We start from the raw sequence: 13,130 nt of genomic DNA, 5'->3' as shown, positions 1-13,130 counted from the left end.
AAATATATTGCAAGCTAATATACTTTCTTATTATTTGGTTTCATTCTGAAAGACTTCGGCACGTCTCCTCTCCTTAAACGGCCAACGATAAGTCTTTTCCTCATTTCCGACATAGGCTACACCGTTTTCAATAGTCAACGAGGAACAGTCAAGGAGATGACGTGGCATCGGATAAGAGTCAATCCGTCCGTTCATATGGACATGGACAAGACGAGCATCGATTGAAGAAATGACCCAAACCCCATTCGTTGACGCACACATCACGTCACAATCATGAAGGACCGGGGCCTTTCTGACTTCTTGATTATAGCGAAAACGTACGGTTCCCTCTGTTGAGAAGCAGACGAGTGCCTCGGTCGAGATCCCTTCTCCAAAGACACCCTCGTCCCCATACCCGATCCAGATTCCCGTTTCATTTATAACGACTACTGCAATCGCGTTACCTGCGTGAAATGAATGTTTGATGTCTCCGTCTGCATCTAACGCCCACGCATTGATCGGTTCTCCTTCTAACGTAAACGCCCAGATGAACAAGTGATTCTCGTCAATGATTCGAATACCTGCCACATATTCATGCCGTTTGAAGTCTATGTTCAACCCATTCCAATGGATGTAGAATTGATGATTGGTCTTGACCAAACGAGCGGAACCCATCGGCTTCCGCGTATCGGAATCAATCATCTCGATTTCATCGTTCATACACCATCACCCCTTACCGTCTTCGAATCGCTTAAACTCCAACGCTGCTCGAAATTGTCTAGATTCTTCATCACTCACCACTTCATCTATATATCTCGATTTCCAATAAGGAGAAAGGTCCAACTCTTCCACTCCGATTCGCTTGAACCAATCCAACACCGTCTCATTCGATTGATGTCTTGAGGCAATCGGCAAGTCCAGATTGAACTGGATGAGCGCATTCCGAACCGCATTATCGGTCCATTGAACCTCTTTGGATTCCACAAATCCATTTGCTTTAGCCTTACGCCCTTTTCGTTTTACGGTGCCACTCGAGAAATCAATAGTCGAGACGACACGCTTTCTTTTCCGTAGCATGCTGAGCGTCAAAATCAGGAGAACAATCAAACCCCCAATAAGGAACCATAACCAGTATGAATTTCCCGACTCGGTTACTGTTCCTCCTGTTTCGAACGTATAGTCTAAAAAGTCATTCTTCAAGAATTGAAAATCTTCATCATCTTTCAGACGAAACTTCCCTCCATATTCATCACTGCTGGTTCCGTCCTCTCCAGACAAGAGAAGCACGATTCCACCTTTTGTCGGGTCGTGAAACCATTCCCAAAACAGACGAGCCAAATAGATGAATCCATTCACCAACATCAAACTACTTAACATGACCATCAATAATCGGATTGAAAATCGCATCGTAACCTCCGTCACACATTATGTATGATCGTATCATGTATGATAAGAGATTGTCAGAAAAATCCAAACGAAAAGACCGAGAACTCTCGGTCTACTGCTTTACAAAATTGCTTCTGCGAGTAATCTGTCGAACTTACGCACATCCACTTTTTTATTTAGATTGATTTTGATCGTTCCGGCTCGAGTGAACAGTTGAACTTCTGAGTTCAAGTCGAACATTCTTCCCGCATTCTCCGTCGAGTACATATTGATTGAGTCGTACGGAAGCGAGTAGACCTCAATTTTTTTACCCGTCAGCCCTTGCGCATCGCGGACAATGAGACGTTTGTTCGTGAAGACGGCGACGTCACGGACAGTATTATAGGCAGCGGCCGCCCGCTCCCCATCGATGAATGACTCCGTGATATCATTCGGCACCTCACACTCTGAATAAAACGTCCACGACAAATCACCAATCGGGCTTCCCATATCGATTCCTCCCTCTATGAAATGAATGTACTATCCCTATATTCCACAATTCTCGTTTGATTAGACCTTGAATGGGAAGATAGTGTATAGCAACTTGATTGTAGAGGAGGACGTCGTCATGATCGCGCAACAAATCATCACATTGCTACTGATTGGCTATCTCATTTATTTGATTGATTCCAAACGAAATTACTTCCCTGTCCCGGTCATCTTGGTCTTGATTGGGATTGGTCTCTCATACATCGCCTTTTTTGATTCGGTATTCATTTCAAAAGATATGATCTTCGAGGTGTTCCTACCAGCACTTCTGTTTACATCGGCTTATCAGTTCAAATACAAAGATTTGAAAGACAATATCGGGATCATCACGATATTGAGTACGGTTGGTCTTGTCTTGACCGCCATCCTGATGGGGTATGGCACGTTTTGGATCAGCGAGCTCTTCACCCCGCTCAGCCTGACCGCCTCTTTCTTATTGGCGTCCATATTGATTCCGACCGATCCCGTTTCCGTGACAGCCATTTTAAAGCGGAGTAAAGGGGAAAAACGGATTGCGGATGTTGTCGAAGGTGAATCGATGGTGAACGATGGGACGAGTGTCGTCATCTTCACGATTTTCCTCAGTATGTTCGCGACAGGAGAACAGTTCTCCACGCTCAACTTATTAACTGAATTTTTAATTGTGTCAGCCGGAGGAATCGGCATCGGCTTCATTTTTGGATTATTACTTAAAAAATTGATGATTGTCAGCTTTAAAAAGCATGAGCTCGTCATGTTGACGATCGTCATCGCATACGGGGCATTTTATCTCGCCGACGCGCTAGAAGTATCGGGGGTCCTTGCGACCGTCACAGCCGGAATGATGCTTTCTCATGAGCTCGGCATGAAAGAGGACTACGAATCGGTCCAGCGTCACTTGAATGGATTTTGGGACATCGTCATTCCGATATTGCTCGCTCTCCTGTTCTTATTGATTGGAATCGAGGCGACCAGCTATTTGTCTGTATCGCTCTGGACGTTCGCTGTTCTTTTATTCCTCCTTTCCATCCTGACCCGTTTCATCGTCGTCGGCGGTCTCGTTTATACCGTTCCTGTATGGCGTAGAGAATTTAAAGACGATTTAACGGCGACTTCATTACTCACGTGGTCAGGAATTAAAGGAACGATGTCGATTGCCCTCGTCCTCTGGCTAGAGGCAGAGAACATTAACGGCTCGAGCGAAATGATATCTCTCGCGTTTGCCGTCATTTTACTCTCTCTGATCTTACAAAGCATCGGTGTCTACCCATTAACGACCTATTTAACGAATAAACATGACGAGTGACGAGACCCTTCCTTAGAGAAGGGTTTTTTTACATTATGAAATTGACATCGCCCACTTTTAGTGTAAAATTACACTTGTAATATACTAGGAGGTGATTCGTTGGAAAACACTTCAACACCATCCGCTGCCATCTCTACGGGGATTGTGACCGTCGCGCTTGCACTCATCGCTTCGTTTCTGACTCCATCGTTCTTGAAGGTTGGCATCATCTGGGATATTGTTGCGTTCTTAGTCATCGGGATTTCGACATTCAGTTTTACATACCATTATTATCAATCAAAACAATTGACCTACTGGCAATACATTTGCTGTTATATCATCGTCTGCCTGCTCTTATTTATCGTGTTTCTCGGAATCTCGTGGATTTTGATTTTCATAAGCTCAGCGACGCTGTAAATCAGACAAACAAGAAGGAGCACTTATGCAAAAATCCGAATTTATTGAACAAGTCTCTCGAAAAATGAAATTGATTCGTATCGAATCTCAGTATTCACAGGAAGAGATGGCGAACTTACTCGGTATTTCAAAAAAAACGCTTATCCAAATCGAGAAGGAGCGGAATGAAGCGAGTTGGTCGACGATTGTGACGCTATGCGCCTTGTTTAACGAAAGTGAGATTCTCATACACTTGATTGGTGACGACCCCGTCGAATTCGTCAAACTGATTGCGACCGAGAACACTTGTGAGCCGAAAGAAAAAACACTCGGCGGACGCGTCTTTTGGCATGCAATCGAGTCAGGTCCACATTACACCCTTCAACAAAATATCATCAGCGGACATTATCGGATCATCGATCTCAACCATGTGAGGTGGTACAGCACGTTTGATGCAGAGGATGCCGAACAGGTAAGGTCGAAGTTGGAACATCAACGAGAGGGATTAAATGACTAAAAAACGTAAAGATTTAATGATAGCTTTAATCCTCATCATCTTCACAATCACTTATTTTCGGTACGTTCCAAGCGTGACAAGTGGCACGATTGGATTCATCGGCACAATCATTTTACTCGTCCTCTCGTCGATTTTTACCACACGCTTGATTCAATCATACGTTTCACTTTCTTTGATGAAATTCGTCCTAATTAGCGTGATTTCTTTCTTTGTACTTTGCTGCTTGTTGATCATTTTATTTTATGTTGTGGCTCTTTACCAGATGAATCATCTATAACGAATTGGAGGTTTTCACATGCGATTTTATGTCGGTTCAAGCTTTTCAAATATCGAAGAAGTACGGTTCATGCGTAATGAGCTGATTGCGCTCGGTCACACCCATACATATGATTGGACTCAAAACGAACGCGCCACATCGATTGATGCATTACGCTCGATTGGCGAAGAAGAGGTTTCTGGAATTCAATCAGCGGACTTTGTCGTCATCCTATTGCCTGGAGGTAAAGGCGCACATGTTGAACTCGGGATTGCTATCGGGACGAATAAACACGTTTTCCTATACGATTTGGGGGATCAGATGATGAATATGGAGGAGACGAGCACGTTTTATCATGTGAATGCGGTACAACGCTTGGAGGGACCGTTCAACGCCCTCCCCTACCAAATTCAAGATCGATTGAAGCTCTCTAATCACGTTTGAGCTGATGCCCTTTGTTCTCACGGAATCGAGCCGGGTTGTAGCCTACCCATTCCGTGAAATGCTTGTTGAGTTAATCTATATTTAATAGGTACTTAGATTAATCAATTCTACCCAATTGCATCGCCAAATGTTGAATTTCAGCATTTAAGAAATCAGTCAACTCGACTAATTCTTCCTCAGATGGAAACAAGGATACGCCTGCTACTCGATAAGTATCAGGAATCGAAGCAGTACCACCTAAAGCTAATGCATTCTTATATTTGTTCAGAGTGTCCACTGGATGTTGCCTATACTGCATATACATGCGAAGTGCAGCAATCTGAGCAAGCGCATATTCTATGTAATAGAAAGGTGTTTCAAAAAGATGAATCACGCGCAGCCACTCTTTTCCTTTCAAATAACTCACATCGCTCCAATCAATCAAATCAGTCTCATATTGATCGACTAAGCGTTTAAATATTTCATCAAATGTGTCCACGTTCTTTTCTGAATCATATAGATTATGTTGAAATTGGTCCACGATGAAAACACTTGGTAAAAATTCGATGATTAATCGAAACTGTTCTAGTTTAGCTTGAATGAAAGCTCGTTCATCTGAAAAGATTTTTGTCCATTGGTCCATCGAAAATAGCTCTAGTGACATGGCTGCGAATTCACCGACTTCAAACGAAATGGTCTGCGCTTCGAAAAATAGGTGTTGCTGTGAGAGATCATGGTGGATGGCGTGACCCATTTCATGTATTAACACAATGTAGTCGTCAAATCCACCGAATCGGTTCATAAAAATGAAAGATGACCTTGTGTCGGGTAAAGATTCACAAAATCCACCTTCCGCTTTATTCGGTCGAGGCGTTAAATCGAGATGACCCTTCGCACAGATGTCCCTAAAAAGCTTTTCAAAGTAGGGATCGATTTCATTCAAGATTCGTTCCGTTCCACTGATTAAGTCATGGAACGAAACGGATAAATCGTGATGATTCGAAAAGGGAGAAATGAATGAATCCCATGGCGAAAGTTTCGATTTCTTCAATTCCTTTGTCTGTAGTTGCTGAAACGAGCGGCGAAGTTGCTCAAAATGTTTACTCACTTGATTCGCAAATCGTATACAATCCTCGGCATCATAATCTAGACGACCTAGCTTCATAAAGGCTAGTTCACGATAACTCTTAGCGTTTAATCGTTGTGACTGATGTTCCCGATTTTGAATAAGACTTCTCAAGCATTCAGTGATGTCAGCTTCTGTTGAGACATACGCTTTATAAATGAGCGTAAAAGCCTGTTTTCGGATGGATTCGTCAGCATCGTATAGGTCTCCATGAAGTTCCGCAATCGACTTAGAATGATCTGTCGGGTCAGTCAATTGACCGATTATTTGCAAATACTTCTGTATAAGTTGATCCTCTTCGATCAATAAATCAACATTCTCTTCATGATAAAGATTCATCCGATTTCGCATTAGGCGCGTCACGTGATCCTCATCCTTAATAGACTGTAATATAATTCGTGAAACATGTCTTTTCAGCTCATTGAGTGCAGGTTTTATCACGGTTTGAACATGATGTTGTCTTTGATTTGCTTCTTCACAATCGCTGTGTCGCTGTACGTCAATGTAACTCTTTGTGACGTATTCATCATATCTCCCGATCAATATCGAATGTTTCGATATGAAGCCATCTAACTGATTGGAATCAATTTTATGAAAAGTCGCAAGTACTTGGTTCGTCTCTTTTATCTCTTTATAGTCGATCAACACTGCACCTCGATTCTTCGTTAGCTTTCTATATTATAGATGAATTATAAAATTAAGTGCGACACCCAAACGTGAACACAAAAAAGCCCATGACGCTCTCCTCGTGTAGAATGAAGTCACCACAACACACATTCAAACGGAGGAAATCGCATGAGCTACACCCACCTTACCACAACGGAACGCGTGAAAATAGAGACCTATCTGGAGCTCGGGATGTCCATCCGGTCCATCGCGAGACGGCTCGGGCGACAGCCCTCGACCGTCTCGCGGGAGATCAGACGGAACCCCGACTACGTGGCTGAACGTGCCCAGAAACGCTACGAGAAGACGAAGACCAACTGCGGCGCCAAAACGAAACTCGATGACACGATGCGCCGGACGATCGTCGAGAAGCTGCGTGCGACCTGGTCCCCGGAACAGATCGTCGGCCGTCTCTACACAGAGAAAATTGCCTTCTCCACCATCTACCGATGGATCTACGCGGGACGGATCGACGTGCCCCTGACCGTGCTCCGCCAGAAGGGGAAACGTCAAAAGCCGACCGAGACGCGCGGGCGCATCAACATCGGACTCCCCATCTCGAAACGGCCGCCAGAGGTCAGGGGGCGCCGGACGTTCGGGCACTGGGAGCTCGACACCGTCGTCTCCGGACGAGGGAAATCGAAGGCGTGCGTCGCGACGTTCATCGAGCGGAAGAGCCGGTTCTATCTCTCCCTGCCGATCGCGGACCGCACCGCGGCCTCGATGGAGGGGGCGATCCATGCGGTGCACGGCGCCCTCCCGGACGGCACGTTCGAGACGGCGACGACGGACCGTGGCAAAGAGTTCAGCGGTCACGAGCGCATCCAGGCGTCGCTCAGCGTGCCGATGTATTTCGCCGACCCGTACGCATCGTGGCAACGGGGGAGCAACGAGAACGCCAACGGGCGGCCGAGAAAATACCTGACCGCACACGAGGCCTTCACCGTGGAAGTGTTGCGCTTAATTTGACAAACCGTCTATTAAATAAAACTAGGGAAGACAAAATACCGATTTTTAGGGTTCAGAACAATCGTATCTTCATGGTTCCCTTCTTTATCTTCCCACTGAATAGTCAATTCCACTTTTTCATCTTCACTTTTAAACATTGGTTCCCAAGTGTGAATGAAGATGGTGGAATTCTTTTCCCCCGTCAGGTGTTCGCTGGTATTCTCAAGCTCATGGATCAGCTCACCGTCTTTAGTGAGTTCAACCCCAACTAATGTAGCATCGTTTTCACCAAGCCAGTACACGTAACCTGTCCAGTCACCTTTTGGAGCATTCGACTCTCTATTATATTCTGCTTCCCATTGTTTAGAATTCCCGATCCATTTACGAGGTTGATTTATAGAAAAAATGATCCAGATTGCTAAGATCGAAACAATAGATAAAATAGTGTAGGTGATCTTTTTATAGTTCATATAGTCTCCTCAAATTATCAAAGTCCTTATAAGACTTTATTTAATTTTAATTACTCTAAAACTAAGGGAATCATTGCCTCGGTTTTTGAAGTCTTGGTTATAATAATTGGCTGTATTAGAAGAAATATATACAGTTCCATTAGCTTTTCTATTTACGACAACCGAGTGAAATCATCCATTTTTACTTTTAAATTGAATGACATCTCAACGTTTGCATTACTAATGATGGTGTTTTTGTTAGTACTAGTTGTGGCGCTCATGCCTTTCTTTGTCCAATACGAGTAGAAATCCGTCACTCTTACCCATGAGGTAGATGTCTTATCTCGCACATAGCAACTATTAGACCCTGTGCAATCCATGTAGTTGTCATTAAACCAATACGTGGTCGTTTCAAGCATACCATTTTTTACAGGCGATGGTTTTACTTCCGCTTTTCCACCAGCGTGAATCGCATGTGAAACAAAATTAGTACAGTTTAAATTATAACGTTTATAGTTGGGATTGGTTTTGGTTACATATTGCCTTGCATAATCAGCCACTTTAGTTCTGTTGTATGTAGCCATGATGGAGAACTGAGGAATTTTTAGCGCTTCCTGTTCTTCTAATTCTTGTTCAAATTCTTCATTGGCAATATCACGAAGCTTAATATCTTCCTTTAAATTTTCATTATCCTAAATCTCTTTGATTTTTCATTCATGCAGGAAAACTTTTGTTTTTATACGATGAATTGTTGTTTCCAATTTTTTCATAATGTGCTATCCTTTTAAAAATGATCTGACAAACGCGATGAAGAGAACAGTACATCAATGAATCTTTCGTAGAGAGCTCCGTTTGGTGAAAAGGAGTAAAGAACGTTGATCGAAACAAACCTCTGAGCAGCGCTATGGAACTCACCCCGAGGGATGTGGCGACGGGAACTCCCGTTATAGAGTTGAGGTATAGTCCGATTCATTCGGCAGTACCGAATAAGGTTCGTGCGGTGACGTGCGGACGAACAGGGGTGGCACCACGATGAGAATCTCGTCCCCAAGAATTCGTTCTTGGGGGTGGGATTTTTTTGCGTTCCGAAAGTGATCAAAAATAGAAGGAGTGATTGACTTGAATTCGTTTCGAAAAACCTCTACGTTACTGCTCGTTAGTGTCGGAATCTCAAACCTTGGTGCCTGGATATACTTCATTGCGCTCAACTTGATTATCTTAGAGATGACTAGATCCCCTTTCGCCGTCTCGATTCTCTATGTATTAGTCCCGCTCGCCTCGCTCGTCTCGAATCTTTGGTCAGGTAGCCTGATTGACCGGGTCGATACGAGACGACTGATGATGTTACTGGATGGTCTGCGTGCGTTCCTCGTATTCAGCTTAGGCTGGATTGATTCACTGTGGCTCATCTACGGGATCGTCTTTCTTCTCAATGTGATGAGCTCGTTATTCGAATCATCGAGTCTGGTCTACATGACGCAACTCGTACCTGCCTCGAACCGACAAAAGTTCAATGCGATGAAGAACTTTGTACAGTCATCCGGGTATATTCTAGGTCCGACGATTGCAGGACTGCTCTTTCTAGTCGGGAGCCCAACATTTGCGATTTTCGTGAATGCGTTCGCACTCATCGTCTCGGTCAGTATGTTGTCGCGCCTTCCGTCTCATCATCGAACAGAAGCGTCGATTGAACCATTCTCTGTAAGTTTCATTATCGAGGATTGGAAAATGGTCGTACGATTTGCATCAAATGCCAAATACGTGACGCTCATCTATGGATTGTTCTGTGTCATGACCATCTTCATGTCTGGGCTCGATTCCTTGGAGGCGTCATTCGCGACCCAAGTTCTTCACTTGTCTGAGAGCCGATATGGGTTTCTCGTCAGTATCGCTGGGATTGGGATCATCTTTGGATCACTCATCAATTCAAGATGGAGTCACCGCTTGTCCTTATCGTTTTGTATCGGATTCGGGGCGATCATGACACCAGTCGGCTATCTCCTATTCGCAAGTTCATCCTCGTTCACAATGGCTTCCATCGGATTTTTTGTCCTGACATTCGCGCTTGCCTTTGCAAATACAGGATTCTTATCATTCTATCAACACCATGTCCCGGTCGAAATCATGGGTAGGTTCTCTGGCGCTATCAATGTGGCAGAGTCGCTACTCGTCATCCTACTCACGTTTGGGATTGGACTCCTTGCCGAAATGATTGGGATTCGCCCGGTCTATCTCGCATTCTCGATTATCTTCTTTCTTGTTGGTTGTTACACCATACATGTCATGCGCGACCGTTCGAAACGGGAGTATTTCAATCACAATCAAATCGAAGAAGTGTCTTAAGTCATGAGCCGGTCGTTTTTATGCGACCGGCTTGTTCGATTCGATGAATCGCTTCGATGATTGTGTCTGGTCGTTGTAAATGAATTTGGTGTCCTGCCTTTTCTGCGATGATGAGTTCCGATTGATTTGATAATCTCAACTGTTGATGGATCAGATCATGCCACGTCTCTTCTAGCAAGCGAATTTCAGCCTCAGGTAACCCTCCATTTATCCCTTCTTCAATCATCGCTTCAGAATCTCGACCGATGACAATTAACGGGATTGATGAAAAGGTACCCATTTGTTTGATGATTGAGGCATCGTCATGCCAAAACGATTCTTCTTCCAACATCGTTTTATACAACTGAGGAGATTGATAAAAACGCTTGAGACGTGCGAGTACATCTGATGATAAGCCTTGTTGTTCGAGTGAAAGTTCTGGCTGATGGAGTCGCTCTAATTCTTCTTTCGATAGATTTGAATAAGAACGACACATCGTCCGCCAATCTTCATCTGAATACTGACCATCCATTATAGGCGTTTCTAACTCATCTAATATTGAAAGGTTATGGGAAGTGGAATCAACGAGTACGACTCCTACTACTCTATCCAAAATAAGTTTGGCCATGTGTTGCGCGCACAGACCTCCGTAAGAATGACCGACTAATATGATTGGTTGTTTTAGCTGAAGGGCATCCAACAATTCTGTACATTCAAGAAGATGAGATGACGTTCGACTCGAGCGCATATTTATCTCGCTCTCACCATAACCTGAGCGATGATAAAGCAATACTTGATACGACTCGCTTAATTGTTCAGAAAGAGAAACCCACTCTTCGAATGAACCTCCCATTCCTGTCATCACAACGATGAGGCGTTCCCCGGAACCGAATAATCGATATTCCATGTGATATCCATTGACTTCAATCACTCTATTCATACACTCCACCGTTTAATCAGCTCAAGATCCTCTTGAAATGCAAGTTCCAATCGCTCCAATTCATGAATCGACCACCAATTGACTTTATCGATGTCCGAGTCGATAGTTGCGGTCGCCAACCGCTCCTTACACGTTGCCAAGAAATAATGTGTCTCGACCTGAAAGTTTGATATGATGGCTCGTTTGATATGTAGTCGTTTATCAACAGAAGTGCGATAGCCCGTCTCTTCTAACACTTCGCGCCGACAACACTGTTCCGGAGTTTCTCCGTCTTCTAGACCACCTGATGGCAAACTCCATTGTTGTATGTCACGATTCTTTACGAGTAGGACTTCCTGCTCTTCGTTGATGCATAAAGCAGCTGATCCAATCCATTGTTCCATAGTCTTATTACTCCTTTTTCAATTTTCTGCTTGCAGGTGACGTTACGTCACCCGATATGATGGGTCTACAACTACATAAGGAGGAAATACGATGTTGAATCAAATGCAAAAGAAAACAACTCCCATTTGGACATGGAATCAGTTCGCAATTACGATGGTTCTTCTATTCGGAGTGACGCCCCTACTTATCGAGCGACAATTACACAACTTTCTAGAACAGTCATGGGGAAACACCCTCTATTCAGGAACAAGTATCGGCCTGTTATTAGCCATAATATTTATGACTGTCCTCTATCTCGTCGCAATACGTCCTCAAACCCTATCGCTGGAAACGTTAGGACTTCGCCGTTTTCCATTGAAAGATTCGGGCATCATCTTTCTATGGACAATTGTGCTAATTGTACTCAGTATTATCATCGTCATAGTCCAATCATATTTCGGTATCGGTACGTCGAATACAAAAACAGAGAGTTTACAAAGTGACTTGTCGATTATCTCCATACTGATTGCGTTTGGATCGGCGGCTATCGTTTCACCGATCTATGAAGAAATCTTTTATCGTGGGTTCTTGTACCGCTTCTTTCAAGAACGGTTTGGGGTTGGGATCGGGATGATCGTAAGTGCTGGAATATTCACTCTCGCTCATTTACCGACGACAAACACGTTACTCGTCAATTTTGTATCGGGACTAGTGTTCGCTTGGGTATATGAACGGACTAACTCTATCTATTCCAGCATGCTCATCCATGGCACCTTTAATGGGCTAGCCGTTCTATTGACTGCATTGGCATGAGGGAATCAGTCTGCTATTTCTTGATATAGTGAATCAATATAGGCAAGAATCGATGCATCGATTGGATACAGTCCTAATTCATTCGATGCATCAGTTGATTTTCGAATCATCCAAAATGATTCAATCAATTGTTGATCTTGTCCAAATGTCTCGTCTGTTAACCATGTCAAATCTTCTTTAAGAATTTGAGCTTCTTTTGAGGAAGGGGCGACCCCACGTTCCAATAAAATTTCAATTCTCCGAATCAAGTTGATCCACTTTTTCGTATCATGCTCACCGTCTTCTAATTTAGGTAAACTTGCTTTCAATGAATCAGACTCTTCTTCCGTAAAATAGTCCGTCCATTGTCCCCGGTCATTTGATTTAGCTTGAATAGTTTGTAGTTTCGTCCAATCGATTTTTTCATTTTCAAGCTTCATGGATTGAAGGAGTGTGACCGTATGGTTCTGCGCCTGCTTCAATTCCTCTATCTTTCCTTCTAACGAGGACAGATGTGCGGACAAGATGCTTGTAAGTGATTGCTCATCTAAGATTCTCCGAATCTCATCAAGCGGCACGGCCATCGATTTTAAAAGCATGATTTTTTGAAGGCGAAACATTTCGTCGTCACTATAAAATCGTTTCTGTACATCGTTCGTATACGAGGGGGTGACCAAATTGATTTGGTCATAGTATCGAAGCGTACGCACAGACACGTTCAGTTTTCTCGCGACCTCTCCCGTTGAATAGTGTCTGGTCAATTTTTGACCCTCCT

At 43.7% G+C, this 13,130-nt stretch carries 16 protein-coding genes and 1 other annotated feature; of the genes, 7 read left to right on the top strand and 9 right to left on the bottom strand.

Features of this window, described 5'->3' with window-relative positions:
• Positions 1 to 30 precede the first annotated feature (30 nt).
• The 3 genes from KNO70_RS10735 to KNO70_RS10725 form a co-directional block, all read right to left on the bottom strand.
• Positions 31 to 699, bottom strand: coding sequence for a hypothetical protein (locus KNO70_RS10735; RefSeq protein ID WP_214812551.1), 669 nt, complete (start codon positions 697 to 699; stop codon positions 31 to 33).
• A 6-nt stretch (positions 700 to 705) separates the two neighbouring features.
• On the bottom strand, positions 706 to 1,386 hold the full coding sequence (locus KNO70_RS10730; protein ID WP_214812549.1) for a hypothetical protein: 681 nt from the start codon (positions 1,384 to 1,386) through the stop codon (positions 706 to 708).
• A 99-nt stretch (positions 1,387 to 1,485) separates the two neighbouring features.
• Complete coding sequence (locus KNO70_RS10725) at positions 1,486 to 1,854, bottom strand: PH domain-containing protein (RefSeq protein WP_214684318.1); 369 nt, start codon at positions 1,852 to 1,854, stop codon at positions 1,486 to 1,488.
• Positions 1,855 to 1,972: 118 nt separating this feature from the next.
• On the opposite strand from KNO70_RS10725, the gene KNO70_RS10720 reads away from it, so the two are divergent.
• From KNO70_RS10720 to KNO70_RS10705, 4 genes are all read left to right on the top strand, one after another.
• Positions 1,973 to 3,178, top strand: a complete 1,206-nt coding sequence (locus KNO70_RS10720; RefSeq protein ID WP_214688753.1) for a cation:proton antiporter — start codon at positions 1,973 to 1,975, stop codon at positions 3,176 to 3,178.
• Positions 3,179 to 3,277: 99 nt separating this feature from the next.
• A complete protein-coding gene (locus tag KNO70_RS10715) occupies positions 3,278 to 3,574 on the top strand; it encodes a hypothetical protein (RefSeq protein ID WP_214688754.1) in 297 nt (98 codons plus the stop codon).
• 25 nt (positions 3,575 to 3,599) lie between these two features.
• Positions 3,600 to 4,070 carry a helix-turn-helix transcriptional regulator gene (locus KNO70_RS10710; protein WP_214688756.1) on the top strand — a complete coding sequence of 157 codons (471 nt, stop codon included), beginning with the start codon at positions 3,600 to 3,602 and terminating at the stop codon, positions 4,068 to 4,070.
• A gap of 295 nt (positions 4,071 to 4,365) precedes the next feature.
• Entirely contained in the window at positions 4,366 to 4,770 is a 405-nt protein-coding gene (locus KNO70_RS10705; RefSeq protein WP_214688758.1) for a nucleoside 2-deoxyribosyltransferase, read from the top strand.
• A 97-nt stretch (positions 4,771 to 4,867) separates the two neighbouring features.
• On the opposite strand, the gene KNO70_RS10700 is transcribed toward KNO70_RS10705, so the two are convergent.
• A complete protein-coding gene (locus KNO70_RS10700) occupies positions 4,868 to 6,520 on the bottom strand; it encodes a M3 family metallopeptidase (RefSeq protein ID WP_214812547.1) in 1,653 nt (550 codons plus the stop codon).
• Between the two features lie 150 nt (positions 6,521 to 6,670).
• Here KNO70_RS10700 and KNO70_RS10695 point away from each other — a divergent pair, with 150 nt between their 5' ends.
• Positions 6,671 to 7,510, top strand: coding sequence for an IS30 family transposase (locus KNO70_RS10695; protein WP_214688762.1), 840 nt, complete (start codon positions 6,671 to 6,673; stop codon positions 7,508 to 7,510).
• A gap of 11 nt (positions 7,511 to 7,521) precedes the next feature.
• Here the strand turns inward: KNO70_RS10695 and KNO70_RS10690 are convergent, their stop codons facing one another.
• Both KNO70_RS10690 and KNO70_RS16325 read right to left on the bottom strand, forming a co-directional pair.
• Positions 7,522 to 7,959, bottom strand: a complete 438-nt coding sequence (locus KNO70_RS10690; protein WP_214812545.1) for a hypothetical protein — start codon at positions 7,957 to 7,959, stop codon at positions 7,522 to 7,524.
• Positions 7,960 to 8,111: 152 nt separating this feature from the next.
• Positions 8,112 to 8,522: an amidase domain-containing protein gene (locus tag KNO70_RS16325; protein WP_354021359.1), complete on the bottom strand. Its 411-nt coding sequence runs from the start codon at positions 8,520 to 8,522 to the stop codon at positions 8,112 to 8,114.
• Between the two features lie 214 nt (positions 8,523 to 8,736).
• Positions 8,737 to 8,990: a binding site (T-box leader), on the top strand.
• A gap of 67 nt (positions 8,991 to 9,057) precedes the next feature.
• On the opposite strand from KNO70_RS16325, the gene KNO70_RS10680 reads away from it, so the two are divergent.
• Positions 9,058 to 10,281, top strand: a complete 1,224-nt coding sequence (locus tag KNO70_RS10680; protein ID WP_214812541.1) for an MFS transporter — start codon at positions 9,058 to 9,060, stop codon at positions 10,279 to 10,281.
• Position 10,282: 1 nt separating this feature from the next.
• Here KNO70_RS10680 and KNO70_RS10675 read toward each other — a convergent pair whose 3' ends face one another.
• Together KNO70_RS10675 and KNO70_RS10670 are read right to left on the bottom strand one after the other, a co-directional pair.
• Positions 10,283 to 11,200: an alpha/beta fold hydrolase gene (locus KNO70_RS10675; RefSeq protein ID WP_214812539.1), complete on the bottom strand. Its 918-nt coding sequence runs from the start codon at positions 11,198 to 11,200 to the stop codon at positions 10,283 to 10,285.
• Positions 11,197 to 11,583 (bottom strand): NUDIX hydrolase, encoded by a 387-nt coding sequence (locus tag KNO70_RS10670; protein WP_214812537.1) that lies wholly within the window; start codon positions 11,581 to 11,583, stop codon positions 11,197 to 11,199. Before KNO70_RS10670 ends, KNO70_RS10675 begins: the two co-directional genes overlap by 4 nt.
• Before the next feature lie 91 nt (positions 11,584 to 11,674).
• Between KNO70_RS10670 and KNO70_RS10665 the strand changes: the two genes are divergently transcribed.
• On the top strand, positions 11,675 to 12,376 hold the full coding sequence (locus KNO70_RS10665) for a CPBP family intramembrane glutamic endopeptidase (RefSeq protein ID WP_214757035.1): 702 nt from the start codon (positions 11,675 to 11,677) through the stop codon (positions 12,374 to 12,376).
• 5 nt (positions 12,377 to 12,381) lie between these two features.
• Here KNO70_RS10665 and KNO70_RS10660 read toward each other — a convergent pair whose 3' ends face one another.
• Positions 12,382 to 13,116: a MerR family transcriptional regulator gene (locus KNO70_RS10660; protein WP_214812535.1), complete on the bottom strand. Its 735-nt coding sequence runs from the start codon at positions 13,114 to 13,116 to the stop codon at positions 12,382 to 12,384.
• Between the last annotated feature and the right edge of the window lie 14 nt (positions 13,117 to 13,130).

The sequence above is a fragment of the Exiguobacterium sp. s181 genome (assembly GCF_018617125.1).
GTDB lineage: Bacteria > Bacillota > Bacilli > Exiguobacteriales > Exiguobacteriaceae > Exiguobacterium > Exiguobacterium profundum.
This window is presented reverse-complemented; position numbering and strand designations above follow the sequence as displayed.